The sequence below is a fragment of the Prevotellamassilia timonensis genome, assembly GCF_021531665.1.
GTDB lineage: Bacteria > Bacteroidota > Bacteroidia > Bacteroidales > Bacteroidaceae > Alloprevotella.
On record NZ_JADYUH010000001.1, the window covers coordinates 129799 to 156527 of the forward strand.

General features: G+C 55.1%; 17 protein-coding genes and 1 tRNA gene. 7 read left to right on the forward strand and 11 right to left on the reverse strand.

What is annotated here, in order from left to right; genetic code table 11:
- Positions 1–275 precede the first annotated feature (275 nt).
- Positions 276–3113: a M16 family metallopeptidase gene (locus I6E40_RS00515; RefSeq protein ID WP_235384890.1), complete on the reverse strand. Its 2838-nt coding sequence runs from the start codon at positions 3111–3113 to the stop codon at positions 276–278.
- Positions 3114–3456: 343 nt separating this feature from the next.
- Between I6E40_RS00515 and nadB the strand changes: the two genes are divergently transcribed.
- From nadB to I6E40_RS00535, 4 genes are all read left to right on the forward strand, one after another.
- On the forward strand, positions 3457–5046 hold the full coding sequence (gene nadB / locus I6E40_RS00520) for an L-aspartate oxidase (RefSeq protein WP_235384891.1): 1590 nt from the start codon (positions 3457–3459) through the stop codon (positions 5044–5046).
- A 90-nt stretch (positions 5047–5136) separates the two neighbouring features.
- Positions 5137–6279 carry an OmpA family protein gene (locus tag I6E40_RS00525; protein ID WP_235384892.1) on the forward strand — a complete coding sequence of 381 codons (1143 nt, stop codon included), beginning with the start codon at positions 5137–5139 and terminating at the stop codon, positions 6277–6279.
- Between the two features lie 440 nt (positions 6280–6719).
- Positions 6720–8858, forward strand: a complete 2139-nt coding sequence (locus tag I6E40_RS00530; protein WP_235384893.1) for an ATP-dependent RecD-like DNA helicase — start codon at positions 6720–6722, stop codon at positions 8856–8858.
- A gap of 99 nt (positions 8859–8957) precedes the next feature.
- Complete coding sequence (locus tag I6E40_RS00535) at positions 8958–10307, forward strand: DUF389 domain-containing protein (RefSeq protein WP_235384894.1); 1350 nt, start codon at positions 8958–8960, stop codon at positions 10305–10307.
- 127 nt (positions 10308–10434) lie between these two features.
- On the opposite strand, the gene I6E40_RS00540 is transcribed toward I6E40_RS00535, so the two are convergent.
- Positions 10435–12120 carry a S41 family peptidase gene (locus I6E40_RS00540; protein ID WP_235384895.1) on the reverse strand — a complete coding sequence of 562 codons (1686 nt, stop codon included), beginning with the start codon at positions 12118–12120 and terminating at the stop codon, positions 10435–10437.
- A 42-nt stretch (positions 12121–12162) separates the two neighbouring features.
- Positions 12163–13146, reverse strand: coding sequence for an adenosine kinase (locus I6E40_RS00545; RefSeq protein ID WP_235384896.1), 984 nt, complete (start codon positions 13144–13146; stop codon positions 12163–12165).
- A 115-nt stretch (positions 13147–13261) separates the two neighbouring features.
- On the opposite strand from I6E40_RS00545, the gene I6E40_RS00550 reads away from it, so the two are divergent.
- A tRNA-Asn gene (locus I6E40_RS00550) sits at positions 13262–13335 on the forward strand.
- A gap of 123 nt (positions 13336–13458) precedes the next feature.
- Here I6E40_RS00550 and yidD read toward each other — a convergent pair.
- The 8 genes from yidD to I6E40_RS00590 form a co-directional block, all read right to left on the reverse strand.
- Positions 13459–13656 (reverse strand): membrane protein insertion efficiency factor YidD, encoded by a 198-nt coding sequence (gene yidD, locus I6E40_RS00555; RefSeq protein ID WP_317207386.1) that lies wholly within the window; start codon positions 13654–13656, stop codon positions 13459–13461.
- Between the two features lie 101 nt (positions 13657–13757).
- Positions 13758–14795, reverse strand: a complete 1038-nt coding sequence (locus I6E40_RS00560) for a tRNA dihydrouridine synthase (protein ID WP_235384898.1) — start codon at positions 14793–14795, stop codon at positions 13758–13760.
- Between the two features lie 14 nt (positions 14796–14809).
- Positions 14810–15616 (reverse strand): CPBP family intramembrane glutamic endopeptidase, encoded by an 807-nt coding sequence (locus I6E40_RS00565; protein WP_235384899.1) that lies wholly within the window; start codon positions 15614–15616, stop codon positions 14810–14812.
- Between the two features lie 59 nt (positions 15617–15675).
- Positions 15676–16662: a riboflavin biosynthesis protein RibF gene (ribF, locus tag I6E40_RS00570; protein ID WP_235384900.1), complete on the reverse strand. Its 987-nt coding sequence runs from the start codon at positions 16660–16662 to the stop codon at positions 15676–15678.
- Positions 16640–17263: an HAD family hydrolase gene (locus I6E40_RS00575; RefSeq protein ID WP_235384901.1), complete on the reverse strand. Its 624-nt coding sequence runs from the start codon at positions 17261–17263 to the stop codon at positions 16640–16642. Before I6E40_RS00575 ends, ribF begins: the two co-directional genes overlap by 23 nt.
- A 49-nt stretch (positions 17264–17312) precedes the next feature.
- The gene (locus I6E40_RS00580; protein ID WP_235384902.1) at positions 17313–18551 is read right to left on the reverse strand and encodes a peptidase U32 family protein; all 1239 of its coding nucleotides are present in this window, start codon (positions 18549–18551) and stop codon (positions 17313–17315) included.
- A 44-nt stretch (positions 18552–18595) separates the two neighbouring features.
- Complete coding sequence (gene argB / locus I6E40_RS00585) at positions 18596–19378, reverse strand: acetylglutamate kinase (RefSeq protein ID WP_235384903.1); 783 nt, start codon at positions 19376–19378, stop codon at positions 18596–18598.
- A 101-nt stretch (positions 19379–19479) separates the two neighbouring features.
- Complete coding sequence (locus tag I6E40_RS00590) at positions 19480–20565, reverse strand: mannose-1-phosphate guanylyltransferase (RefSeq protein WP_235384904.1); 1086 nt, start codon at positions 20563–20565, stop codon at positions 19480–19482.
- Between the two features lie 297 nt (positions 20566–20862).
- On the opposite strand from I6E40_RS00590, the gene I6E40_RS00595 reads away from it, so the two are divergent.
- Together I6E40_RS00595 and I6E40_RS00600 are read left to right on the forward strand one after the other, a co-directional pair.
- Complete coding sequence (locus I6E40_RS00595; protein WP_235384905.1) at positions 20863–24150, forward strand: family 20 glycosylhydrolase; 3288 nt, start codon at positions 20863–20865, stop codon at positions 24148–24150.
- 94 nt (positions 24151–24244) lie between these two features.
- Positions 24245–26698, forward strand: coding sequence for a glycoside hydrolase family 2 TIM barrel-domain containing protein (locus I6E40_RS00600; protein WP_235384906.1), 2454 nt, complete (start codon positions 24245–24247; stop codon positions 26696–26698).
- Positions 26699–26729: the final 31 nt, after the last annotated feature.

The window sequence follows — 26729 nt, forward strand, 5'->3', positions numbered from 1 at the left end:
CATTCGCGTTCATTCGTTCCATTCGTTTGATTCGTGTTCAAAAAACAGAATCAGCCGTGGCGAGGATGAGGGGGACAGTGGAGGTGACGCGGGTCGGCGTGGCGTCGGCGGTTGGTCAAACGTCAAGCCCGCCTTTTGACTTTCAAACGGGTGTTGAAAAAGCGAGCGGGAAAGATGGCGAGGTGTAGCATCATGACTTCGTCCGCCAAGAAAAAGAGGGCTACGTCCAAGTGGACGCAGCCCTCAAAATTGGGTGTGGCGAGAAAGCCTGTTTTTTATTTGCCCGACATGCCTTCCTCGGAGAAGTTGGCGGGCAGCATGGAGATGGTGATGCAGTTGCCCTGCTTGAGAAGTACTTTCTTGGCAAAGGCACGGATCTTGTCGGAGGTCACTCCCTGAATGGCGGCTTCACAACCGGTGCGAGAGTCTTTGTTCCAAACAACCTTTTCGGTGATGACATCGTCCCAGTAGCCATTCTTCTTCTGATTGTCGGCGAGTGCCTTCTCGGCGTATTTCTTCACTTTGTCCAGTTCCTCTGCGGTCACGCCCTTGGCGGCGATGTCCTCGATGCCTTGGCGCATGAGCAGCAGGGCAGAGTCAAGACTGGCGGGTTTCACAGGGCACTGGATGGTCAGCTGGTATTCGTCGTTCACGTCGCGTTCCAGTTCGGCGCGTGCACCGACGCTGTAGGCGATGCCGGCATCTTCGCGGATGCTCTTGAGGTAGCGTTGCGTGAGGATTTCACCGAAGGCGCTGACCACTTGTGCGTCATTCACAGTCCAGGGCTGCTTGCCGTGCCAAATCTGCAGGATGATGGCTTGGGGCGTTTCCATGGTGCGGCGGAAGTGGTTGTCCACCTTGCCTTTGGCGGGGTCGATGTGCAAATCAACTGCCTGCTCGCGGTTTTTCACGCCGGGGAGTGTGGCAATGTACTGTGCCACGAAGGCTTTCAGAGAGTCGGGATTGAAGGCACCGGTGAAGAAGAAGTCGAAGTCGCCGGCAGAGGCGAAGCGTTCGGCATAGACTTTCTTGATTCCTTCGTAGGTCACCTTGTCCAAATCAGCACGATTCAGCTGAGCTTTGCGCGGCTGGTTCTTGTAGATGGTCGCCATGATGGAGTCGTTGAACGCCTTCATGGGGTTCTTTTCGGCGTTTTCAAGACTTGCCTTGACGAGGTTCATGATGTTGTTATAGGCGTCGTTATCGTCAATGGCAGGCTGGAAGCGCAGGTGAATCAGTTCAAAGAGCGTGCGGAGGTCCTTGGGAGTGGATTCGCCGGAGAGTTGTTCGCTCAGTTCGCCGAGTGTCACGTTGACGGAGGCTTGTTTGCCGGCGAGTTTCTTCTGCAATTCGGTCTGGGTGAAGTTGCCGACGCCGCAACTGTTCACCACGAAGTCAAATGCTTTGACGTTGGCAATGTCGGCATCGGAAGTTTTGTTCTTTCCGCCGAAACTGCTGGCGCTGAAGAGCACCTGAGAGTCGTCGATGTCCGTCTGCTTGAAGAAGACGCGGGCGCCGTTGTCGAGGTTCCACACCTTGTAGCCAAAGTCAGCGTCCTTTGCTTCGGGCAGTGCCTTGGGCTCGGGGAGATTCGGCACGAGCGGTTCGTTCTTCACGTTGTCCACGTAGGGCGTGAGCTCAGCTTTCTTGGCTGCTTCCACCGCTTTCTTCATGTCGTCGGAAGTGGGAATGGTAACGCCTTCCTTTTCGGGGAACATGGCGAGCAGAACGAAGTTGGTGTCAACGGAGCAGGTGAATTGTTGGAAGGCTTGGTTCACCGCTTCCACGGGCATTTGCGGAACGAGCATCTTGTAGGTTTGGTAGGAGTCCTCAATGCTGGGGATGGGGTCGTTCTCAAGGAAGTGGCGAACATATTGCGGCACGAAGAAGTCGTTTCTCTGTTTGTCGCGGTTGTCATAGGTTTTCTCTTCCGCGCTGAGGAACTCTTCGCGAGCACGCACCAGTTCCGTGGCGGTGAATCCGAAGCGTGTGGCGCGCTCCACCTCCTGCATGGCAACCTGCACGGCGGCAGTTTCCTGTCCGGGCTTAGGAATCACAACGAGGCTGTAGGCGTCTTTTGTCTTTGACATGATGAAGTTGCCGTCGCCTGCCTGTGCGAGTGCGAAGGGACAGTCGGGTTTCTGTGCCAATTCCTGCAAACGGGCGTTGAGCATCTGCTCGCTCATGGAGATGAGATATTTCACCGCCACATAGTTTAAGGTCTTCTTGAGTTGGTCCGGCATCGGGTCATGTTTGAAGAACATCAGGATTTGGGTCATCTGCTGCTCCTTGTCCTTATCCACAATGTAGATGGGTACGTTGTTGTCGGGGACGGGATAGGTTTCGTATTTTGCGGGATTCTCCTGTGCTTTGATGGGCGAGAAGATTTCCTTGATTTTGGTTTCGACGAGGTCCACGTCAATGTCTCCGACGACGATGATGCCTTGGAGGTCGGGGCGATACCATTTCTCATAGTAGGCTCTCAGTTCTTCGGGTTTGAAGTTGTCGATGACGCTCATCAAGCCGATGGGGAAGCGGAGACCGTAGCGGGAGCCGGGATAAATCTTGGGAAGGTTTCTCTCGAAGATGCGTTGGGAAGCGCTGGAGCGCATTCTCCACTCTTCGTGAATCACGCCGCGTTCCTTGTCGATTTCCTTGGGGTCGAGGGTCAGACCGTCTGCCCAGTCGTGAAGAATGAGCAGGCAGCTGTCAATGTTGCTCTCGGTCACGGGGACGTCGTCAATGTTATAGACCGTCTCATCGGTGGAGGTGTAGGCGTTGAGGTTGTGACCGAACTTCACGCCGATGCTTTCGCAATACTTGATGAGTCTGTCACCGGGGAAGTTGTCCGTGCCGTTGAAGCACATGTGTTCCAGGAAGTGAGCGAGACCGCGCTGGCTCTCTTCTTCCTGCACGCTGCCGACCTTCTGCGCGATGTAGAAACTGGCGAGATTCTCGGGCAGCGCGTTGTGACGGATGTAGTAGGTAAGTCCGTTGGGCAGCTTACCGATGCGCACATCCTTGTCAATGGGCAGTTCCGGAACGGACTGCGCCCCTGCAGGCAGCCACACGAGCGTTGCCAACAGGACAAAAAGGAATTTGATTTTTTTCATGATGAAATGGAATGTAAATGGTAATAATTCTGTGTCGTCTGTGAGGATTGTATATAATAAGGTATATACGAAGGTGGGCTTTAGTGCTTACATGATTGAGGCGCTTTCTGCCCCCTTCTTCGCCGGTTGGGGCTTTTGTTGGTTAGACGTTGCGCCGTTCGATTTTGCTACATACCTCTGCTCTTTTTGTTCTGAGAAACGAGGAAATAATGTAAGAAGCGAGCAAAAGTACTATTTCCCACTGACTTGAAGCGCTTTTGGAAAACAAATTGTTAATTTTGCGCGTTAAAAACTTTCTTTTCTCTTCTCGCAAGAGACATCATCTATAACACAGACCACAAAGATGATTCGCAAATTTGATTTCCTCGTCATCGGTTCCGGCGTGGCAGGAATGAGTTATGCGCTGCAAGCCGCAGCTTCCGGAAAGGGCAAAGTTGCCCTCGTTTGCAAAACACAGATTGAAGAAGCCAACACCGCCAAAGCGCAAGGCGGCATCGCTTCAGTGACCAACTTGAAAGAGGATGACTTCCAAAAACACATCCACGACACACTCATCGCCGGGGACTACATTTCTGACCCGAGCGCCGTGGAACAGGTGGTGAAAAAAGCGCCCGAAGGCATCAAACGCCTCGTCGAATGGGGCGTGAATTTTGATAAACAGGAGGATGGCTCCTTCGACCTGCACCGCGAAGGCGGACACTCCGAGTTCCGCATCCTTCACCACGCCGATGACACCGGCTTCGAGATTCAACGCGGTCTCATCGAAGCTGTGCGCAGACACCCCGACATCGTCGTCTTGGAAAACCATTTTGCCGTCGAAATCATCACCCAACACCACCTCGGCATTGAAGTGACCCGCCGCACGCCCGACATTGAATGTTTCGGCGCCTACATCCTCGACCCGGACACTCGGAAGATTGACACCTTCCTCTCCCGCGTCACCGTCCTTTGCACCGGAGGCTGCGGAGCGGTCTATACCACCACCACCAATCCCGAAATCGCCACGGGCGACGGCATCGCCATGGCATACCGCGCCAAAGCCACCGTCCGCGACATGGAGTTCATTCAGTTCCACCCCACTGCGCTCTTCCATCCCGGCGAGTCGCATCCCGCCTATCTCATCACGGAAGCCATGCGAGGCTACGGCGGCATCCTTCGACTTCCCAACGGTGAAGAATTCATGCAGAAATATGACCGAAGACTTTCCCTCGCGCCCCGCGACATCGTCGCCCGAGCCATCGACAAGGAAATGAAGATTCACGGACTCGACCATGTCTGCCTCGACGTCACGCACAAAGACCCGGAGGAAACGAAACACCATTTCCCGAACATCTATCAGAAATGCCTCAGCCTCGGCATTGACATCACGAAGCAATACATCCCCGTCGTGCCCTGTGCCCACTACCTCTGCGGCGGCATCAAAGTCGATCTCAACGCCTGCTCCAGCATCAAGCGACTCTACGCCATCGGCGAATGCGCCTGCACCGGACTCCACGGTGGCAACCGTCTGGCTTCCAACTCGCTCATCGAAGCCGTCGTCTATGCCGACACCGCCGCAGCCCACTCCATCGCCCACATTGACGACTATGCCTTCAACACCGACGTCCCGGAATGGAACGACGAAGGCACCATGTCAAACGAAGAGAAGGTGCTCATTGCGCAGGACGCCAAGGAAGTGGAGCAAATCATGTCAAAATATGTCGGCATCGTCCGCTCCGACCTTCGCCTGAAACGCGCCTGGACCCGCCTTGACCTTCTCTATGAAGAAACCGAGGAACTCTTCAAGCGCGTCAAAGCCACCCGCGACATCTGCGAACTGAGAAACATGATAAACGTGGGCTATCTCATCACCAGACAAGCCATGGAAAGAAAGGAAAGTCGTGGGTTGCACTACACGATTGACTACCCCAAACACGCCTACGACCAAAATTAAGTGTCTCTCTTTTCGCATTTTTTAAAAAGTTATACATATCTTTGCCCCATATCTTCCTTTTTTGAAGAATAAACTAAAGTACACAACGATATGAAACACTTCAAAACATGGATGGCGTGTCTGCTCCTCGGCGGAATGACCATGCAAAGCGCACAGGCGCAGAAAGAAGGGAAGAAGGAATATCCCTACGCTTTCATCGGCGTTCAAGGAGGTCTTCAGTCCACCTTCACAAACTTCACCTTCTCCAACATCGAAACCCCCATCTTCGCCGGTAGTGTCGGTGCCATGTGGACGCCCGTGGTCGGAACTCGAGTTCACGTCAGCGCCATGAACTGCAAAGGAGCCATCAAAGAACTCAACGAGACCTACGGCTACAAGTTCGTGACCTCCGATCTCGACCTCATGATTAACCTCAAGCGCATCTTCGCGCCCTATAACGAGCAGGACATCAACGTCTATCTCATCGGTGGCGTCGGTCTGACCTACGCTTGGGACAACGAAAAGGTGAACGCTCTCGCACAGTCCTCCGGAAATCGTAGCTACAGCCTCGCTTGGGACGATGACCGCCTCGTCCACAACTTCCGCGTCGGTGCTCAGTTTGAAGCAGCCCTCTCCCGCGTCGTCGGACTCAACTTGGAAGTCACCGCCAACAACCTTTCCGACCGCTTCAACTCCAAAATCAACGGAAAAGGTGACTGGCAACTCCAAGCGCTCATCGGTCTCAACTTCAAAATCGGACGTCCCGGTAAGGCGAAAGCCACCTCTGGAAATGCAATCGCCATGCAGGACTACAACGCCAACAGAAATGCTGATGCCTTGGCTGCCAACAAGCAAGACCCGTCCGCGACGCCGAAACCCGACCCCAAACCCGTCGTGACACCTCCCGCACCCAAGAAACTGGCTGAAACGAAGTGCGAAATCTTCTTCGACATCAACAGTTCCGCCGTGCGCGCCTCCGAAGAAGCCAAACTCCAAGCCTTCGCAGAATGGATGAAGCAACACCCCTCTGCCAAAGCTGAAATCATGGGATATGCTGACGCAGGAACGGGCAACCCGAACATCAACCGAAACATCTCTCAGAAACGCGCCGACAGAGTAGCCAAAGTCCTCGTCGAACGCTACGGCATTTCCGCCGACCGCCTCACCACAGGCTATAAGGGTGACAGCGTTCAACCGTTCAAAGATAACGACTCCAACCGCGTGGTCATCGGCGTGGCTAAAGAAACGAAATGAATTTCATCCGGCGTGAATCGTCGCAGATGAAAGAAGCCGGAAACCATTAAGAAACCAATCAAGGTGCTCTCAGAACCAGTTCGCAGGTTTTGAGAGCACCTTTTGGTTTGCCCGTTCTCGTCTCCGCAAAGCCAACGCCGCTATGACACCTCCGTGACGCCTTCGTGACACCTTCGTGACACCTCTGTGACACCGTCTCCGAACTGTCGCGAACCCACCGTGCGCGTTGCGTAAGCACCGCGACTGATGAAGTGCGTTTAGTGGACAGCGATGCTTGAAAAAAGGTTCAGAAGGTGGTTTTGCGTCTAAAAATGAAGCGAGTTCTTCAAATCTCGGAGGAATGATGACGGGCAGATGCATCGAACTTCTTAAATTTGCCAAACTCTCGGAGACGTTCTCCCGGGGAATCACCTAACCCTATATTCTCAGCAGAATTTTCTATGTCCAAAACGATGCGTTGCGTGGTGGAACACATCACCTTCCAAAGTGCAGAGACGGGCTATTCCGTCTTGCGCGTCAGTTCTTCTGACTATAAGTCCCTCGTCACCGTGGTCGGTAACTTCCTCGGCGTGGGTGTGGGGACCGTTTTGCAGTGTGAGGGCGATTGGAAGACTTCGCGTTTCGGGCAGCAGTTTGAGTGTGAACGTTGGGAGGAGGTGATGCCTGCCACCGCCTACGGCATAGAAAAATATCTCGGCAGCGGTTTGGTCAAAGGCATCGGACCTCGTTTTGCGCGTCTCATTGTCGCCAAGTTCGGCACTGAAACCATCCACGTGATTGAAAACGACATCAAGCGCCTCTATGAGGTGGAAGGAATCGGCAAGAAACGCGTGGAACAAATCCAAGAGAGTTGGGCAAAGCAAAAGGACATCAAGAACGTCATGCTCTTCTTGCAGGGACATGGCGTGAGCGTTGCCTATGCCACAAAGATTTATGGGAAATATGGGCAGGACAGCGTGGAGATGGTGAAGAGTAATCCCTATCGTCTTGCCGATGAGATTTGGGGAATCGGCTTCAAAACCGCCGATGGCATTGCCCAAAAGCTCGGCTATGAAAAGAGTGACCCGCGCCGCTGTCGCAGCGGACTGCTCTACACGCTTCAGGTCTTCTCCGAGGACGGTCATTGTTTTGGCGAGGAGGAGTCGCTGGTGAGCGAGACCGTGAAACTGCTTGAGGCTGACGAAGAGACGATTCGCACCGCTTTGGAGGATATGTGTGAGAACGGCTTGCTCGTTCGGGAAGAGGAGCGGGTCTATCTTCCGGCTTTCTTCAAGGCTGAGAAGTCGGTGGCTGAAGGGCTCGCCATCCTGGTTCGCACTTCGGGCGACAGTCTCTTCAAACTTTCCGTGGACATTGACGAACTGCAGCGAGAAGCGGGTGTCACCTATGATGAGGTGCAGATTGCCGCTATCCGCCAAGCCATCGCTTCAAAGGTCATGGTGCTGACCGGCGGACCGGGCACAGGAAAGACCACCACGACGCGTGCCATCATCGCCGCGTTGGAAGCAGCGAAACTGCGCATCCTGCTCGCCGCTCCGACCGGGCGCGCTGCCAAACGAATGAGCGAAGCAACGGGGAAGGAGGCAAAGACGATTCACCGCTTGTTGGAATATAATCCGCAAGAGGGCTGCAACCGCAATGCGGACAATCCTTTGGAAGGTGACGTGCTCATCGTGGACGAATGCTCCATGATTGACTTGATGCTGATGTATTTCCTCGTCAAAGCCATTCCGCCCCACATGCGTCTCGTCATGGTCGGCGACACCGACCAGTTGCCGAGCGTCGGCGCGGGCAATGTGCTGCGTGACATCATCCTTTCCAACGTGGTGCCTGTCGTTCGTCTCACCCGTATTTTCCGGCAGGCGCAGTCCAGTCGAATTGTGATGAATGCCCATGCCATCAACCAAGGCCGCTTCCCCGACATCAGCAATGGGCTTCAGACCGACTTTTTCTTCCTTCCGCAATCCGATGCCGAGACTGTCGTGAAGGACATCGTGGCTTTGGTGCGCGACCGTTTGCCTCGTGCCTACAAAGTGCGTTCCTCCCAGATTCAGGTCCTCTCGCCCATGCAGCGCGGAACGCTGGGAACGGTGAATCTGAACCGTGCTCTGCAAGAGGCTCTGAATCCCGGAAAGGGTGGACTGGTGCGCGGCGCAGTGTCTTTTCGTCGCGGCGACCGCGTCATGCAACTGAAGAACAACTATGACAAAGATGTCTATAACGGTGACATGGGGCACATCGTGAGCATTGATCGGGAAGAACAATCGCTCAAGGTTTCCTTTGATGGGCGTGAGGTGGACTATGACGGCTCCGACCTCGACGAACTGACGCTCTCCTATGCCACCACCATCCACAAGTCTCAGGGGTCGGAGTTTCCCATCGTCGTCATGCCGGTGCTGATGGCGCACTTCGTCATGTTGCAGCGAAATCTGATTTACACCGGCATCACTCGCGCCAAGAAAATCTGCGTTCTGGTCGGTGAAACCAAAGCATTGAACACTGCCATCCGCAATGTGAGTTCCCTGCAGCGCTACACTCGTCTCTCCCAGCGTCTGGCGGAAATGGTCAAGAGTCTTTGAGAAAGAAACGTTCTCGTGAAGACTCCTTGTCTTGTGAAATTTAGAACTTCCCTCAATCATCACCTCTTTTAGAAAACCTCCTTAGTTTACAGTACGAATATGAGCATTGAAGAAATCATTGGGGCTGTGCGGAAATATTTCAACATCATGCCCGACATGGAAGACCGAGCGGAGATTGTTTCCCAAATCAGTCAAGGTGTCAGTTTCAAAGGCGCGAACCTCTGGGTGTTGATTTTCGCCATTTTCATCGCCTCGCTCGGACTGGATGTCAATTCCACGGCGGTCATCATTGGCGCCATGTTGATTTCACCTTTGATGGGTCCCATCATTGGCATGGGACTCGCCATCGGCATCAACGACATCGACCTCCTGCGGCGCTCCTATCGAAACTTTGGCGTCGCCACCCTCATCAGCGTCCTGACCGCCACGGTCTATTTCCTCATCACACCGCTCGGTGAGGCACAGTCGGAACTCTTGGCACGCACCTCGCCGACCATCTATGACGTCTTGATTGCCACCTTTGGCGGAGCCGCAGGCATCACCGCCCTCTGCACAAAAGGCAAGGGCAACGTCATTCCCGGCGTCGCCATCGCCACCGCGCTCATGCCGCCGCTCTGCACCGCCGGATTCGGACTTGCCTCGGGCAACATCCTCTATTTCCTCGGGGCGTTCTATCTCTTCTTCATCAACACCGTGTTCATCACGATTTCCACCTATGTCGGCGTTCGGCTCATGCACTTCCCCCAAAAGCAGTTTCTCAAGGAAGAGAATGAAAAACGGGCGCGCCGCATTGTCTGGGGACTTGTCGTGGTGACCATGATTCCTGCCGCTATCATGACTTTCGGAATCGTGCGCCGCGGCATCTCTGACAGCAACGTGCGAAACTTTCTCAAAAACGAGCTGACGCAGAGTGGCACACAAATCATTTCCGGCGAAATCTTGGAGGACTCTCTTTGGCTCAACGTCGTTGCCGTCGGAAAGGAAATCTCCGAAAGCAAGATAACAGAAGCAGAAAAACGACTTGCAAATTACGGTCTGAAGGACTATCGCCTGCACCTCATTCAGGGAACACGCTCCGACAGCCTGCTTCAGCTGAGTCATCAATTGACGCAGGCGGCTTCGAGTCGGGAAAACCGAGAAAAGCAGGTTTTGGAATTGAATGCACGCGTCAGCGAATTGACCTCGCAGCTTGCTGACTACACACGCCTTGAACGACTTTCTTCCGAGATTCGTGGCGAGTTGGCAGCAGTCTTTCCGCAGGTGAGAACCGTGGCTCTTTCCAAGGCTGTGCAGGCGCAGCGTGACACGACCGCCACGACGAGTTTCGTTTCGGCGATGGTCGGTTTGTCAAAGGGCAAGCGTCTCTCCTCGGAGGAGCGACTGAAATTGAAGGAATGGCTGCGGGCTCGCTGCAAGGCAGACAGTCTCGTGCTTTGCGTGATGGAATGAGCCGTTTCCACGTCCTGTTCTTTTGTCGAAAACCCACGAAAAATGCGCTGTCATGATGGCAGCGCATTTTTCGTTATTAGTAAAAACTTCTTCCGAAGTGTTTTTTCGAAGCGGATGAATCTCCTATTTATGCTTCCGGCTCGCCCGTGAGGCGTTTGTGCATCTCCTTCTTGTTCTGCAGCATTCGGATGGCTTCTTTCAGTTGCTTGTCGTATTGAAGAGCATAGCGCTCGCTGCCGGCGTTGTAATAGTAGTTCGCCACGATGGCGGCTTCCACGGCTTGTCTCACGAGATTCTCCCAACGGTGCAGGTCGGTCACCACGTCGTGCGTCAGTTTCTTTTCCAAAGCCTCCAATTCCGCCTTGGCGTCTTGTTCGTAGCCTTCATAGCGTGCCACCTTTTTCAGCACTTCCAGGTAGTGCAGGCTTTGACGGTCGTAGGTGAAGCCTTTTTCTTGCATATATTTGCAGAATTCCTCATACTCTTCGTTCGTCAAGTGGAATTTCTCGGGTTCTCCGATGGAGGCGTGTTTGATGCGATATTCCACGCAGTAGTCAAACAGTTGTTCGCTCTGCGTAAGGTAGTAGATGATGCGCGGCAGGCTGTCCGCTTTGACAACGATGTCCGGCGTGATGCCACCTCCGTCGCGCACAATTCTTCCGGCAGCGGTGAAAAACTCTTTGGCGAGGGAGTCCGGTTTGTGGACAGGCATGCCGTCCTTGAAGTCGTAGGCTTGTATGCAGCGTCCGGAGGGAATGTAGTATTTCGCCCACGTCATCTTCAGTGCGCCGTTGTAGGGCATCTCGCGGCTCTGTTGCACGAGCCCTTTGCCATAGGTTCGTTCGCCCAAGATGATGGCTCGGTCATAGTCTTGCAGTGCGCCGCTGGTGATTTCAGCCGCTGAGGCTGTGCCGAAGTTTGTCAGCACAATCAGCGGGATGTCCGGGTCCTGTGCGTCAAGAGTGGTTTTATAGACGTGGTTTGCTTCTTTCACTTTTCCACGTGTCCGAAGCACCTCTCTGCCTCGTTGTATGAAGAGGTTCACGGTGCTGACCGCTTCGTCCATCACGCCGCCCGGATTGTCGCGCAGGTCAAGAATCAGTGAGCGGGCTCCTTGTTGTTTCAGTTCTGTCAGGGCGCGGCGGATTTCGTTGGCAGAACCCTCAATGAATTTAGAAAGACTAATGAATCCGATGCTGTCGGCAACCAGTGTGGCGAGAGAGACGCTGGGCACACTGACTTTTTGGCGAGTGATTTGAAATGTCATCACTTTGTCAAGGACGGGACGCTTCACCTTCACCACGATTGTCGTGCCGGATTCGCCGCGCAATTTGTTGCTGACGCTTTCGGAGTAGTCTTGAATCTTGTCTGCATCTTTCTCGTGACACGTCCCCAAGTCCTTACCGTCAATGCTCAGCAGGATGTCGCCCGGGAGGAGTCCGCTTGTGGCAGCGGGAGAATTTTCGTAGGGCAAGCCGATGACACATCTTCCCGATGCTTCCTGAAATTGAATGCTTGAGCCAATGCCGCTATATTTTCCTGTGGAAAGCAGCTTCAAGTCCTCCGTGTTCTCCTGCGGATAGTACTCCGTGTAGGGGTCCAGTTGTTGAAGCATGTAGTCCAGCGCATTGCGGATGTTCTTCTCCGCGTTCAACGTGTCCACGTAGTAGAGGTCTAAGTCACGATAGACAGAGTTAAAGATGTCCAGCTGCTTGGAGACGTCAAAATTGTGGTTGTCGCTGTTTTGTGCGGCGAGCGGCGCACTCGCGAGGAGCGGGCACACCATAAATAATATAAGGGAAAGTGTTTTCATCTGAGAAATTGACTTGGAAAAGCCGTGTGGCAGGCGGGTTCATCAAACGTTTTCGTTCCACGAGTTTCTGATTTGTGCCCATGTCTCCGGGCTTAGGGCGGTGCCGACCACTTCAATGATGTGTCCTGCCAGGAGTGAACCGAGTTCAGCACAGGCTGTCAGGCTGCTGTTCGTGGAGAGCGCATGGAGGAAGCCGGCGGAGAAATAGTCGCCCGCTGCTGTTGTATCCACGACGTGTGGCACCTCGCGGGCGGGGCAGTGGGCAGTTTCGTCGCCCCTTTTCACCCACACGCCTCGTTTGCCAATCTTGACCACCGCCAGTTCGCAGAGGTCAGAGAGGCGGTGAAGATTGTGTTTCGCGTGGTCTTCGCCGGTGAAGGCAGCTGCTTCCTGTTCGTTGGCAAAGACGATGTCGGTCTGATGCAGGAGTTCCTCAAAGAAATCGCGCTCCTCGAGCACGATGTTGTAGCTCGCAAGGTCCAGACAAACCTTCAGTCCCGCCTCGTGGGCAAGTTCGACGGCGCGTCGGATGAGCGCGTGGTTCTGCACGAGATATCCTTCAATGTAGAAGAAGTCATAGTCGTCAAACCATTCCGGCTTCACGTCTTCCGCTTCCAGTGCGGCGGCAGCGCCGAGATAAGTACCAAAAGTGCGTTGTCCGTCAGGCGTGATGAACGTGGAAGCCACGCCCGTCGGCAGTTCCTCGTCGCGAATCAGTCGGGCTGCGATGCCGTGTTCTTTGCAGTTGGCGGCAAAGAAGTCGCCGGGCTCGTCTTTCCCGACTCTGCCAATCAGTCCTGGGGCGCCTCCCATGTTGGCGATGGCGAGGATGGTGTTACACGCTGAGCCTCCGGTTGTGCGTAGCGGATTCATGGAATGCAACCTTTTTTGGATTTGAAGGTAGCGTTCAGTTCGGATGAGTTGCATGGACCCTTTGGGGAGGTCAAATTCTTGCAACAAGTCTTCGTTGGGAATCTGCACGAGCGAGTCCACGAGTGCGTTCCCAATGCCCAGGATTCTTTTCATTCTAATTTTTTGCAAATTTTCTCTGCAAAGATAGTGCTAAATTCAAAATTATCTCTACCTTTGCACCGCAATTACGGAAAGAGACTTTCTTCTCATCGTTTCCGCAAGTTGTTTTGCTTCAGTAGCTCAGTTGGTTAGAGCACCTGACTGTTAATCAGGGGGTCGTTGGTTCAAGCCCATCCTGAAGCGCAAATTCCGAATCGGTCTCCCGGTTCGGATTTTTGTTGTTGTATGCCTGGTTCGTCAAGACCGTCTGACCCGTGAATCCTTGCTGTCCGATAAATGGGCTCAATGGATTGCGTAATCACCGCCTCACGGCACGGGGTCATAACCACTGCCGCCCCAAGGATGGCAGCGCAGGATGCGGCGTGCGGCGAGCCACGTGCCTTTGAGAGGACCGTGCTTGCGGAGTGCTTCCAGCGCATACTGCGAGCAGGTGGGAGTGAAGCGACAGGCGGGAGGAGTGTAGGGCGAGATGTAGTGACGGTAGAAATGTATCGGCAGACACATCAACCAAACCGCCGCGCGGCTCACACGTGACAAGGGACGGCGGGACGGGGTTGGCGTCTGCTCTTCGTTCACTGAGTGCATTGTTGCGAGAGCGTCGATTTTCATACGTTCGGTTTGTGTTCGCGTGCGGCGCAGAGTTTTTGGAAGGCTTCGTCCATGAGGGCGAAGAGTTCTTCGGTTGTTTCGGCGCGGAGGATGGCAATGCGCAGCGGGCGGAAGTCGGGAATCCCCTTGAACAATGGCGTGGCGGCGAGGTGACGACGGGAGTGGAGAATGCCGCTGCGTTCGCCGCAACGCTCCACGCTGAGGTTCACCTGCTGCTTCAAAACAGCGAGTTTCCAAGCGTCAGAGAGTGGAGCGGCATCGGTGGAAATGGCTTGGCTGACGTCAAGGCTCGTTCCGTCCAAGTGGTCGCGAATCTCCTTGAAAATCCAAGGACAGCCAAAGGTGGCACGCCCCACCATGACGGCATCTACGCCAAGGTCGTCAAAGAGTCGCTGTGCGGTCTTTCCGTCCGCAATGTCGCCGTTGGCAATGATGGGAATGTGAATGCGTGGGTTGCGTCGCACCTCGCCGATGAGGCTGTGGTCCGCCTGACCTTGATACATTTGCGCACGGGTTCTGCCGTGAATCGTGAGTGCCTCGATGCCGCAGTCCTGAAGTTGTTCGGCGAGGGAGGTGATGACCAAGTGTTCCGAGTCCCAGCCCAATCGCGTCTTGGCGGTGACGGGAACAGAGACCGCGTCCACGACGTGGCGCGTGATGTCCAGCAAGAGCGGAATGTTCTGCAGAAGTCCCGCGCCGGCGCCTTTTCCAGCCACTCGTTTCACGGGGCAGCCGAAGTTCAAGTCCAGCACGTCGGGGTGCGCCTTCTCCACCACAATCTGGGCGGCGTCGCGCATGGCTATCGGGTCTTTGCCGTAAATCTGAATCGCCACGGGACGTTCGTCGGGGCTCACGCGCAGTTTGTCGAGACTCTTCCCGACCATGCGCACCAAAGCGTCGGAGGCGACGAACTCAGAATAGACCATGGAAGCACCGAGACTGCGGCACAGCAGACGGAAGCCGATGTCGGTGACATCTTCCATGGGAGCAAGCAGCACGGGGCGAGGACCGAGGTCAATGTTTCGTATTTTCATGAAGTCGGAGAATACTAATTCTTTGAGGAAACAATCTTTTCACGCCACACGGGACGAACGATGGGCAGGAGAACGGCGATGCCGGCGATGGTGAGGAGCGTGCCGAGCGCAAGGTTTGCCCAGAGCGGGAATGATTCTGTTGCTTCGCTCAGTGAGGGGAAACAAAGAAGCAGCACGGCGAGGGCGTTGTTGAGAATGTGGGCGGGAAGGCAGAGACGCATGTCGCCGGTGCGCAGAAAGAGTAAGCCGAAGAGGATGCCGATGAAGAAGGCGGGCAGTCCCTGTTGCCAGTTGCCGTGGAAGAGAGCAAAGCAGAAAGCGGCGAGAGCGGCAGCCCCCCAGGCGGGAAGCCCGCGGCGGAAGAGCACCCGCGTGATGCCGGCGCGGAAGAGCAACTCTTCACATGCCGGACCGACGAGACAGAGCAACGCCACACAGAAAACATTGTTCTTCTGTTGTTCAAACATGGCTTGTGTGCCGGCGTCGTCCAGTCCGAACGGGGCGAACAGAAACGAAAGTCCCAGTGCCAACAAAAGTGTGCCGACGCAGGATTGAATCATCATCCGTGAAGAGTCTGCTTCTGTCACTGCCACGGGAACGTCCTTGACGCGGTCGCGACGATACCATATATATATACCCACCGAAAGCAGCAACTCGGCAAAGAAGAGGCTGACGCCGAAACCGACCGGCGGGAGATTCATCAGTACGGCGGGGTCAAGAGGCGCCACAGAAATCTCTGGCATGAAAAAAATGATGGTCAGCACGAGCGCAAGCAGTTGCGCCGCGAAAAAAAGAAGGAGAAGAAGAATGGAAGGAAGCATGAGTGAGGGAGGCGAAGCCGCTATTTCGGTTTTTTGTTTCGGTTTTCAGATTCCAAGTTTCAGTCTTCAGGTGCGTTTGAAGCGAAGAATTCTTTGACGAAGTCCGCGTCGAGTGCGATGCGTGCTTGAAGTTCTTCGATGGAGGCGAAGCGTTTTTCGTCTCGGATGCGCCGATAGAAGCAGAGCGTCATGTGAGCACCGTAGAGTGCGTCGCCCGTCCAGTCCAAGAGGTGTGCTTCAATGGTACAGTCGTTCCCGTTGTCCAAGGTCGGGCGGCAGCCGATGTTCACCATTGCCATATAACTGAATCCGGCAGAGGCGAAAGAGTCTCCATCGTGAATCACCGCCTTGGCGACATAAACCCCTTTGCCCGGCACCACCTGCTCTGCACACCGCGGCTGGAGATTTGCTGTCGGCCACCCCATCGCCGACCCCGCTTTGTGACCCTCCACCACGATGCCCGAGAGCCGATAGGGACGACCGAGACACATCCGAGCCATCTCCACGTTGCCGGCATGAAGGAAGCGGCGAGTGGCAGAAGAACTGATGCGGATGCCGTCGCACTCAAAGGGTTGCGCCTTGACGACCTCTATGCCTAAGTCTTTGCCCTGCAGCACGTAGTCTCGGAAACCGGAGGCGCGGTCGCTGCCAAAGTGGTGGTCATAGCCCGTGAGCAGACAGCGCACATTCAGGTGGTCACGCAAGATTTGCTGCATGAACTCCGCCGAGGTGAGGCGGGACATGGCAACGTCAAAGTGAAGGAGGGCGACGGCGGGAATCCCTTCTTGTGCTAACAATTTCAGCTTTTCATCGTTCGTTGTCAGCAGTTCGGGCCAGTAGCCTGCCGGCGAGAGAGCCAGTTTCGGATGTTCTTCAAAAGAGATGACCAGCGGGTTCAAACGGCGTTCGGAAGCCGTGCGGAGCAGTTCCTCAATGAGAAAATGGTGACCGCGGTGGACACCATCGAAGAAACCGATGGTGGCGCAGAAGCCTGCCGACTCGTCGAAGGGGAACGCCGAGAGTTTATGGAAGGATAAGTTTGCCATGAGCGTCAAAATATTTAAACCAGCCGCTATTCGCGGGAGCCAGAAGGGCTTTCCAACCGCATTGCTCAGCGGCTTCGCAATTCGTGAGACTGTCGTCGAAGAAGAGAATGTCTTCCGGTTTCTCGCCCAACTCCTCGGCAACGCGGGCATAGAGCGCAGGGTCCGGTTTCTGAAGTTGCAGACGGTAGGAGAGGAACGCTTGTTCAAAATAGTCCTCGCGCCGACGACCGCAGGAGGTGAAGAACTTCTCTTCCGCCTGTTGCCAGTGAATGGGGTTTGTGTTGCTGAGCACGGCGGTGCGATAGTTCGCGTGAATTTTCTCCAGCAGAGCGAGGCGTTCGGCTGGAATCCCCACCGTGTAGTCTTCCCACGCTTTCACAATTTCCTCGTCGGTGACTTCTTCTCGGATGCCGAGTTTTCGGAGTTCGCGGCAGAACGTGGGCACGTCTATCCGCCCTTCTTCGAGCAGAGAAAAGACACCGCCTTGACGATAGGTGCCCAAGAAGGGACGAATGTCAAGACCTAAGCGTTGAAAGGCTTCGATGCAGCGTGTGGGTTCAAGGTCAACGATGACGCCGCCATAATCAAATACAAGAGTCATGGGAATGAATGTATAGAGAAGGGAAGTAGAGAAAGGTAGTAAAAGCAGACTACTTCTCAGAGGAAACAATCAGATAGAGTTTGTCGGAGGGACGGGTCTTTTCGGGCACGGGAATGGAGACGCGCATGCCTTTCTCCGCCTTCTGCACCGGCCCATGGTCGCCGTGGATGTCGGTGGCGGTGACATAGTGCGCGCCGGTGGTCGGTCCCACGATGAGGAGTTTGTCTCCCACTTGGAAGCCCCCCGCTTCAAGCAGGAACTCGCCCACGCCGAGGCGGGAGAAATACTTCTGTCCTTTGCCGATGTATTGTTTTCGCTCCGTGGCTTGCGAACCATAGACCTTGCTCCATTCTCCCATCTTTTGTCCGAGATAGTAGCCGTCCCAAAAGCCGCGGTTGAAGACGGTGGCAAGTTGTTTGTCCCATTCCGCCACGCGCTCCGGAGAGAAAGTTCCGTCGAGCACGGCACGGAGTGCCTCTTTGTAGCATTTCACAACGGTATAGACGTATTCTGCGGCGCGGGCTCTTCCCTCGATTTTGAAGACGCTGACGCCAGCCTCCACCATTTTGTCCATGAAGCCGATGGTCTTCAAGTCCTTTGGGCTCATGATGTATTTGTTATCTACGTCCAACTCCATCCCCGTCTCGCGGTCAGTGACGGTGAAACTGCGGCGGCAGACCTGCATGCACTCGCCGCGGTTGGCGGAGCGTCCAAGGTTCTGCAGGGAGAGGTAGCACTTTCCGCTGACCGCCATGCACAGCGCGCCGTGGCAGAACATCTCAAGTCGGATGGGTTTTCCCGACGGACCGCAAATCTGTTCTTCTTCGATGGCGCGGTGGATGTGGGCGACCTGCTCCAAGTTCAGTTCACGTGCAAGGACGGCGACGTCGGCGAAGCGGGCATAGAAGCGAAGCGCCTCCACGTTTGAGATGTTCAACTGGGTGGAGAGATGCACTTCCTGTCCGATTTCTTGGCAGTAGGAAAGAACCGCCACGTCCGACGCAATGACCGCCGAGATGCCCGCTTCCTTGGCGGCGCGGCAGATTTGCTGCATGAGTTCGAGGTCGGTGTCGTAGATGATGGTGTTCACCGTGAGATAGGATTTGACACCGTGGTTGGCGCAGGTCTCTGCGATTTCGTGGAGGTCACGAATGGTGAAGTGATTGGCGCTGTGCGCTCTCATGTTGAGTGCTTCAATGCCAAAATAGATGGAATCGGCTCCGGCTTGCAAGGCGGCGGCAAGCGCCTCCCTTGAACCGACGGGAGCCATGATTTCGTAAGCGTTCATTCTAAGCGTTTTCTAAGAGTATTCTTGCCATGTCTCGGCAAATCTCATTCAATGGTTGTTCCTTTTGAAGTGCCGAGGGCGTCGGCTCGAGTGATGATGACGCGTTTCACGCCTGCTCTCACTGCAGCGAGGCTGTTTTCAATCTTCGGAATCATGCCTCCCACCACGATGCCATCGCGTTTCAGCGTTTCAAAAGTCTCGGCGTTGATGTGAGCAATGACACTTGCCTCATCGTCCGGGTCAGCCAGCACTCCGGCAAGTTCAAAGCAGAAGACGAGCGTCACGTCAAATTCGGAGGCGAGTGCTTTGGCTGTTTCGCCGGCGATGGTGTCGGCGTTCGTGTTCAGCAGCGTGCCTTCCCCGTTGTGGGTCAGTGGTGCCATTACGGGCGTGATGCCGGAGCGGATGAGAGAGGCGAGGTGAGAAGCGTCCACGGAATCAACGTCCCCGACGAAGCCGTAGTCCACGCCGTTTTTCACGGGGCGTCGGTGGGCAAGCATCACGTTCATGTCGGCACCCGTCAGTCCGAGTGCGTTCACGCCACAGGCTTGCAGTTTCGCCACGAGATTTTTGTTGACGAGCCCGCCATAGACCATGGTGACCACGTCAAGCATCTCAGCGCTTGTCACGCGGCGTCCGTCAATCATCTGAGTTTCGATGCCCAACTTTGAGGCGAAAGCGGTGGCAGATCTGCCGCCGCCGTGAACCAGCAGTTTGTGTCCTTCGATCTGAGAAAAGTTGTTCAGCAGTTTCTCCAGGGATTCGGGGGTTTCTACAATCTTTCCGCCCACCTTCACGACGGTCAGCGGTTCTTTTCTTTCAGTCATGTGTTTAGGAAGTGTTGTGGGGTGTTCTAAAAATTACGGGATAAGGATCGTTCAAAAGAAAGTGCTTACGTTTTCAACCTAATTTTTAGAACACCCCTTTTTTAGAACAGGTTCATCCGTGCTTCGTTGATTAGTTTTCGGATGAGGTCGGAATTGGTGTTCGGGCAAATCATCAGCATGCCCTCTTTTTGTGCAACCAGGAAATTGTCCAAGCCTGCGACCACTGCCTTCATGCCGTTGGGAAGCACGACCATGCAATCCTTTGAGCCGGAGAAAATCACCTGACTGTCTCCGCTGACCGCATTGCCGTCGGCATCAGTGTGCATGGCTGCGTGAACCTCGGGCCAGCAGCCCACGTCAGCCCATCCGAAGTCACATTCTTGCACTGCCACGTTCTCGCAGTGTTCCAAGATGAGCAGGTCGAGCGAGCGCGGCACCTCGCTTGGGAAGGTGGAGCGAACATAGTCCATTTCCTCGGCAATGGTCAGCATTTGCTGTGCCAGATTCTCCACCGAGGCGGGTGTGGTGCGTCCTCTGACGTGGTCAAAGAAGTGTCCCATCGTTTCGCCTTTCCACAGGAAGAGCCCCGTGTTCCAGAGGAACTCACCGCTTTCCATGAACATTTGGGCATAGTCCAGCTCCGGTTTCTCGGTGAAGGATTTGACGGCGTAGAGGTCAGCGTGGTTCAGAGACTTCCCTTTTTGAATGTAACCGTAGGCGGTGTTCGGCTGGGTCGGCTTGACGCCCATGGCGAGGAAGGTGTCGTGGGAGTCCACATAGTCCAGTCCTTTCAGAATTTGCTCCTTGAATCGTTCTTCGCGAAGAATGATTTGGTCTGCCGGTGTCACCACGAGATTGGCTTTTGGGTCGCGGATGACCACGTGCCAAGTTGCCCAGATGGAGGAAGGCGCGGTGTTCAGTTGAACCGGCTCGGGAAGGATGTTCTCAAGTGGGAGTTGCGGAAGCTGCTGCTTCACGGTCTCCACGTAGTTTTCAAAGGTAGATACGAAAATATGCGATTCCGGCATGATGTCAGCAAAGCGGTCGTAGGTCTGTTGCAGCAGCGTTCTGCCAGTTCCGAAGAAATCAATAAATTGTTTCGGTTGCGTTTCGCTGCTCACGGGCCACAGTCTTCTTCCGACGCCTCCCGCCAGAATGATGCAGTAGTTGTTTTGCTTGTTTTCCATGATAATAATGTGGATTAGGAACCGTTTTCGGCGAAGATAGGCATTTTCGTTTTGAAGAGCCTAAGGTTTTGCACAAAAATAAGGAAAAAGCCTTTTCTTTGCCGTATCTTGTACCATATTAAACGGCTTTTCGGTGTTTTTATTCATTCCTCTTCATTCAATTTCCTCTTTTTTTTGTTTTTTTGCAAGCGAATGGTGAATCAACGGCTTCATCGCGGGACCACACCTTATTATATATATGGAAGTCGTTGTCGCCACGCCCTTTTATCACAGAAAAACTCTAAATCATCAGATACTATGAAAAATCTTTCACTCAGTGCTTTGCTGCTTGCCGGTGCTTGTCTGACGCAGCCCGCCGTGGCGAAGATTTCTGACCTGCTTCCCCTTCCCAAGCAAGTGGTAGCGGTGAAACAGACTCCTTTCAACTTGCAACGCAGTGTGCGCCTCACCGACCCCACCTCCTGCGCTCTTTTGCAGACCGTGCTCACCGAAGCCGGTGCCACCCTCTCTGATGACGCTTCTGCCACCGTCACTGTGGAAATCGTCTCTGAGATTCCCGGTGCGTTCAACCACAGCGTGAACCTTTTCCCCGATGAAGCCTACAGCCTCGACATCAGTTCTGACGCCGTGGTGATTCGTGCCCTCAACGCCACCGGCGTGATTCGTGCCGCCCAGACCCTGCGTCAGTTGGCGGAAGGCTATGAGGAAGGCAGCGCTGCTTTCGAATGCCTCCAACTCTCCGACTGGCCCGCCTTCAAGGTGCGCGGTTTCATGCACGACGTGGGACGCTCTTTCTTGAGTTTTGATGAACTCAAGCGCGAAATTGACAACCTCTCCCGTTTCAAGGTGAACGTCTTCCATTGGCATCTCACCGAGAAACTCGCCTGGCGCTTTGAGGTGAAAGCCTTCCCGCAACTCACCGCCGCCGAGAACATGACGCGCTATGCCGGACAGTTCTACACCCAAGACCAATGCCGCGAGTTGGTGGACTACGCCGCCGAGCGTGGTGTGACCGTCATCCCTGAGATTGACATGCCCGGCCACAGTGCTGCCTTCAAGACTGCCATGGGCTTTGACATGCAAAGCGACGAGGGCGTCGCCGCACTCAAAGTCGTGCTTGACGAAGTGGCAGAAGTCTTCGCCGGTGCCCCCTACATTCACATTGGCGGCGACGAAGTCACCATCACCTATCCCAACTTCCTTCAAACCATGGCTGACTATGTGCGTGGCAAAGGCAAGAAGGTGGTCATGTGGAACCGCCTTGTGGCAGGTCCTCCCACCGCTGCACTCTGTGACATGACGCAGATGTGGGCAACCTCCGGAAGAGTTGTCAGCGGACTCCCCAACATCGACTGCCGCTACAACTACACCAACCACTTTGATGTCTATGCCGACTTGGTGGGAATCTATAAGAGCAACATCTTCTACGAACAGCAAGGCACGGCAGACGTGGCAGGCACAATCAGTGCGGCTTGGAACGACACCAAAACTGCCACCGAATCCGACATCGTCCGTCAGAACAACATCTACGCCAACATCCTTGCTTCCGCCGAACGTGCTTGGAAGGGCGGGGGCAAGGCATACATCGAAAGTGGCGGAACGACCCTTCCGAACGTGGGCGACGAATTTGAAGAGTTCGCTGACTTTGAGCGTCGCTTCCTCTTCCACAAAGCACACTCGCTGAAGAACGAACCCATCCCCTACGTCAAGCAAACCAACGTTCGCTGGCGCATCACCGACCCCTTCCCCAACAACGGAAACAATGCGCTCGCCCTGCCGCCCGAAACTTGCACCGACGAGATTCTTCCTTCTTCTTTTGAATTGGACGGAAAGACCTATGGAACTCACAACGCCACCGGAGCCGGCATCTGGCTTCGTCACATTTGGCATCCGACCGTGCCTTCCTTCTTCTCCAGTCCTGCCGACAACCAGACTGCCTATGCTTGGACTTACGTCTATTCTCCCGTTGAACAACAGGTCGGTGCGCAGATTGAGTTCTACAACTACAGCCGCTCGGGCAGTGAAATGGGACCGATTGCCGGACAGTGGGACCGCCGCGGCTCCAAGGTTTGGCTCAACGACGTCGAAATCCCCGCACCGGAATGGCAACAAGCCGACCAAAGCATTCCGCAGGACCACAGCACCCTCGGACTGACCAACGAGAACTTCACCGCACGTCCCGTCGTGCAACTCACCCTGAAGCAGGGCTGGAACAAGGTCTTCATGCGCCTGCCTCACGTCAACAAGGGCGGAACGGGTCGCGACAAGTGGCAGTTCACCTTCGTCTTCACCGACACGGAAGGAAAGAATGCGGTGGACGGACTCATCTACTCTCCCACTCAGTGCATTGATGCAGACGCAGAGCGCGTTTCGCTTTTCGTCGATGAATTGGACACTTGGTTGAGAACGGAGTTTAACGACAAGGTCGGATACTACGACACGGCGCTCGCCAATGATTTCCGTCAGCAGTTGGAGGCTGTGCGCCTCACGCTCGGCGAAGAAATGGACGCGGAAGCCCGCAACGCACAAATCTCAGTGCTCACCGCTGCCCGCGAGGCTCTGCAAACCGCTGTGGCTTCTGCCGGCATCAATCAGCCGAAAGCCAGCAGTGAAACCGTGGCACACTTCTACATTTTCAACACGCCCCTCCGCGAAAGTCGCTATCCGACTTCACAAGGTGCTGACGCCGAAGTCATCGGCAACACCACCGCCTCCAAAGCGTCCATGTGGAAGTTCGTGAAACGCACCGACGGCACTTGGAACATTCAGAACGCGGCAGACGACACCTACATTTCTCCGGTTGCCAACTACAACACCGCGCTGAAAACAGTGACAGCAGAACCCGCAACCGGATGGACCATCTCCAAGTCCAATGCCATGGGGTTCGTCATCATCACCTCCGGCAACGTGCAGTTCAACCAGACGAAGAGCGCGCAGTCTTATAAGGTGTATAACTGGGGAAGCGGAACCAACCTGACGGATGACGGTTGTAAGTATGTCTTCACGGAAGTGGAGATGCCGCAACTCAGCACCACCAACGATGTCTATTGGTATCAGTTCTGCACGCCTCTCCGCGGCAGCCGCTATCCCACGGGCTACGGTGACGGCGAAGCACTCATCGGTGAGACCGCTCCGACCGATGCTTCCGTTTGGAAGTTCATGGCACGCGGCGACGGCAGTTTCGACATCGTGAACAAGGTGAGCGGTCTCTTTGTGAATCCCGACGTCACCAACAACACGGCGCTCACTGCCACTGCCACGCAACCCGCTGCCGGATGGAACTTCCTCGTTGCAGCCACCGTGGGCTACTTCGGCATTGTCAGCGGCACTTCTCAGTTCAATCAGACAAACAATGCCGGACAGGGTTGGAAAGTCTTCAACTGGGGCAGCGGCACGAACCATAGCGACACCGGTTGTCAGTATGCCTTCACCCTCGTGGGCGAGGAGCACCTGTTGGACGGCATTTCCTCTTCCACAACGTCTGCCACCGACCACGCCCTTTATGACCTCAGCGGTCGCCGTGTGGTTCAACCTCAAAAAGGACACATCTATCTTTATCGCGGAGGTAAGTTCCTGGCTCGCTGAACCGCGGAACACCTTCAAAGAAGTCTTCGAAAACGCGATGAGTTCGAAGACCTCTTTTCTTTGATTTCTGACCGACGCATACAATCTCTAAACCATGAAATTCTCTTCTTTCTTTTTGATGGCGCTCATGGCGCTGTCTCCCTCGCTTCTTTGCGCCCAACGCTCGGAGCAGGACCTCACCCACGGCTGGCGTTTCCATCAGGGAGCTGCCGAGGGTGCGGAATCTCCTGATTTCAATGACCAAAACTGGCAAAGTGTCAATGTTCCCCACGACTGGGCAATCACCGGTCCCTTCTCGCGTGACCACGACTTGCAGAAAGTGGCAGTCACCCAGAACTTCGAGACGGAGGCATCGGTCAAGACGGGACGCACGGGCGGTCTGCCCTACGTTGGCGAAGGATGGTATCGCACGTCCTTCCGTTCCACGGCGGGCAAGCAGGTCAGTCTCGTCTTTGAAGGCGCGATGAGTGAAGCGAAGGTCTATGTCAATGGAACACAAGCCATCTTTTGGCCCTACGGCTACAACGCCTTTCACTGCGACGTCACGTCTTTGCTTCGTTCCAACGGCGAGGCAAATGTCTTGGCGGTGCATTTGGAAAACAAACCGCAGTCCAGTCGTTGGTATCCCGGCGCAGGACTGTTCCGTCATGTGAAGGTGGTGGAGACGGAGCGCGTCCACATTCCCGTTTGGGGAACGCAGGTGACGACGCCTCATGTGGCTGCCGACTATGCCTCTGTCTGTCTTCGCACGACCATTGAGGGCGCCGACACCTGTTTGCTGACGCTGAAGACGGACATCGTGGATGAGAACGGCAAGACCGTGGCTTCCAAAACGAACCGAGGCTATCTCAACCACGGTCAGCCCTTTGAACAGCATCTGACGGTGGAGCGTCCGCGCCTTTGGTCGCCCGAAACGCCCCACCGCTATCGTGCTGTGACGGAAGTCAGTGTGGGTGGAAAGGTGACCGACCGCTACGAGACTCCCTTTGGCATTCGAAGCATTGAGTTTGTGGCTGACAAGGGCTTCTATCTGAACGGCGAGCGTCGCAAGTTCCAAGGGGTCTGTCTCCACCACGACCTCGGACCGCTCGGTGCTGCCGTCAATCGCAGTGCCATCCGCCACCAGCTGCGCATGCTCAAGGACATGGGTTGCGATGCCGTGCGCACCTCCCACAACATGCCGGCGCCGGAACTCGTGGAACTTTGCGACGAGATGGGTTTCATGATGATGCTTGAACCTTTCGACGAATGGGACATCGCGAAATGCGACAACGGCTATCACCGCTACTTTGCCGAGTGGGCGGAGCGCGACATGGTGAACATGCTCCGTCAGTTCCGCAACCATCCCTCCGTCGTCATGTGGAGCATTGGAAATGAAGTCCCGACGCAGTGTTCTTCCGAGGGTTACAAGGTGGCGACTTTCTTGCGTGACATTTGTCACCGCGAAGACCCCACGCGCCCTGTCACCTGCGGCATGGACCAAGTCTCTTGCGTGCTGGACAACGGTTTTGCCGCCATGCTTGACGTGCCGGGATTCAACTATCGGGCGCACCGCTACGAGGAAGCCTACGAACGTCTGCCGCAGAACCTCGTGCTTGGTTCGGAAACCTCCTCGACCGTAAGTTCCCGTGGCGTCTATCATTTCCCCGTCGAGAAGAAGGCGGATGTCGTCACTGCTGACCACCAGAGTTCAAGCTATGATTTGGAGTATTGCTCCTGGTCGAACATTCCCGACGTGGACCTCGCTCTTGCCGAAGACCACGAATGGACGCTGGGACAGTTTGTTTGGACGGGCTTTGACTACCTTGGCGAACCCTCGCCCTACGACACCGATGCCTGGCCCAACCACTCCTCCATGTTCGGCATCATTGACCTCGCTTCCATTCCCAAGGACCGTTTCTATCTCTATCGCAGCGTCTGGAACAAGAAGCAACCGACGCTTTGGGCGTTGCCCCACTGGACCTGGCAGGGACGCGAAGGGAAGGTCACTCCGGTCTTTGTCTATACGTCTCATCCCTCAGCCGAACTCTTCATCAATGGAAAGAGCCAAGGACGGTTGAGCAAGAAGAACCGCCAGACCGCGAAAACCGTGGAAGAGCGCTATCGCCTGATGTGGAATGACGTGGTCTATGAACCGGGAACGCTCAAAGTCGTGGCATACGATGCCGCCGGAAACAAGGCGGACAGTCTGACGGTCAAGACGGCAGGCAAGCCTCATCACCTCGTCATTGAACCTTCGTTCACCGAGACACTGGCTGCCGATGGGAAAGACATCGGCTACTATCTCGTGAAGGCGGTGGATAAGGAGGGCAATCTCTGTCCTCATTTCTCGGGACAGGTGGAATTGGAAGCGAAGGGCGCTGCCTGCTTCAAAGCCGTGGCGAACGGCGATGCCACCTCCCTCGAACTCTTCCACCTTCCCCGCATGCACGCTTTCGGCGGACAGCTGATGATGCTTGTGCAGGCAGGTTCTCAAGCCGGCACTGCCCAACTGCGCGCCAAAGCGAAAGGACTCCGTCCCGCCACACTCAGCGTGGAGGTGAAGTAGGGGGGATGCTTCGACTTTCGTCACACCGTGA

Bases quoted from the DNA above. Each gene is read 5' to 3' on its own strand.
- I6E40_RS00515 (WP_235384890.1), bottom strand. From the start codon at position 3,113: ATGAAAAAAATCAAATTCCTTTTTGTCCTGTTGGCAACGCTCGTGTGG.
- nadB (WP_235384891.1), top strand. From the start codon at position 3,457: ATGATTCGCAAATTTGATTTCCTCGTCATCGGTTCCGGCGTGGCAGGA.
- I6E40_RS00525 (WP_235384892.1), top strand. From the start codon at position 5,137: ATGAAACACTTCAAAACATGGATGGCGTGTCTGCTCCTCGGCGGAATG.
- I6E40_RS00530 (WP_235384893.1), top strand. From the start codon at position 6,720: ATGTCCAAAACGATGCGTTGCGTGGTGGAACACATCACCTTCCAAAGT.
- I6E40_RS00535 (WP_235384894.1), top strand. From the start codon at position 8,958: ATGAGCATTGAAGAAATCATTGGGGCTGTGCGGAAATATTTCAACATC.
- I6E40_RS00540 (WP_235384895.1), bottom strand. From the start codon at position 12,120: ATGAAAACACTTTCCCTTATATTATTTATGGTGTGCCCGCTCCTCGCG.
- I6E40_RS00545 (WP_235384896.1), bottom strand. From the start codon at position 13,146: ATGAAAAGAATCCTGGGCATTGGGAACGCACTCGTGGACTCGCTCGTG.
- yidD (WP_317207386.1), bottom strand. From the start codon at position 13,656: ATGTGTCTGCCGATACATTTCTACCGTCACTACATCTCGCCCTACACT.
- I6E40_RS00560 (WP_235384898.1), bottom strand. From the start codon at position 14,795: ATGAAAATACGAAACATTGACCTCGGTCCTCGCCCCGTGCTGCTTGCT.
- I6E40_RS00565 (WP_235384899.1), bottom strand. From the start codon at position 15,616: ATGCTTCCTTCCATTCTTCTTCTCCTTCTTTTTTTCGCGGCGCAACTG.
- ribF (WP_235384900.1), bottom strand. From the start codon at position 16,662: ATGGCAAACTTATCCTTCCATAAACTCTCGGCGTTCCCCTTCGACGAG.
- I6E40_RS00575 (WP_235384901.1), bottom strand. From the start codon at position 17,263: ATGACTCTTGTATTTGATTATGGCGGCGTCATCGTTGACCTTGAACCC.
- I6E40_RS00580 (WP_235384902.1), bottom strand. From the start codon at position 18,551: ATGAACGCTTACGAAATCATGGCTCCCGTCGGTTCAAGGGAGGCGCTT.
- argB (WP_235384903.1), bottom strand. From the start codon at position 19,378: ATGACTGAAAGAAAAGAACCGCTGACCGTCGTGAAGGTGGGCGGAAAG.
- I6E40_RS00590 (WP_235384904.1), bottom strand. From the start codon at position 20,565: ATGGAAAACAAGCAAAACAACTACTGCATCATTCTGGCGGGAGGCGTC.
- I6E40_RS00595 (WP_235384905.1), top strand. From the start codon at position 20,863: ATGAAAAATCTTTCACTCAGTGCTTTGCTGCTTGCCGGTGCTTGTCTG.
- I6E40_RS00600 (WP_235384906.1), top strand. From the start codon at position 24,245: ATGAAATTCTCTTCTTTCTTTTTGATGGCGCTCATGGCGCTGTCTCCC.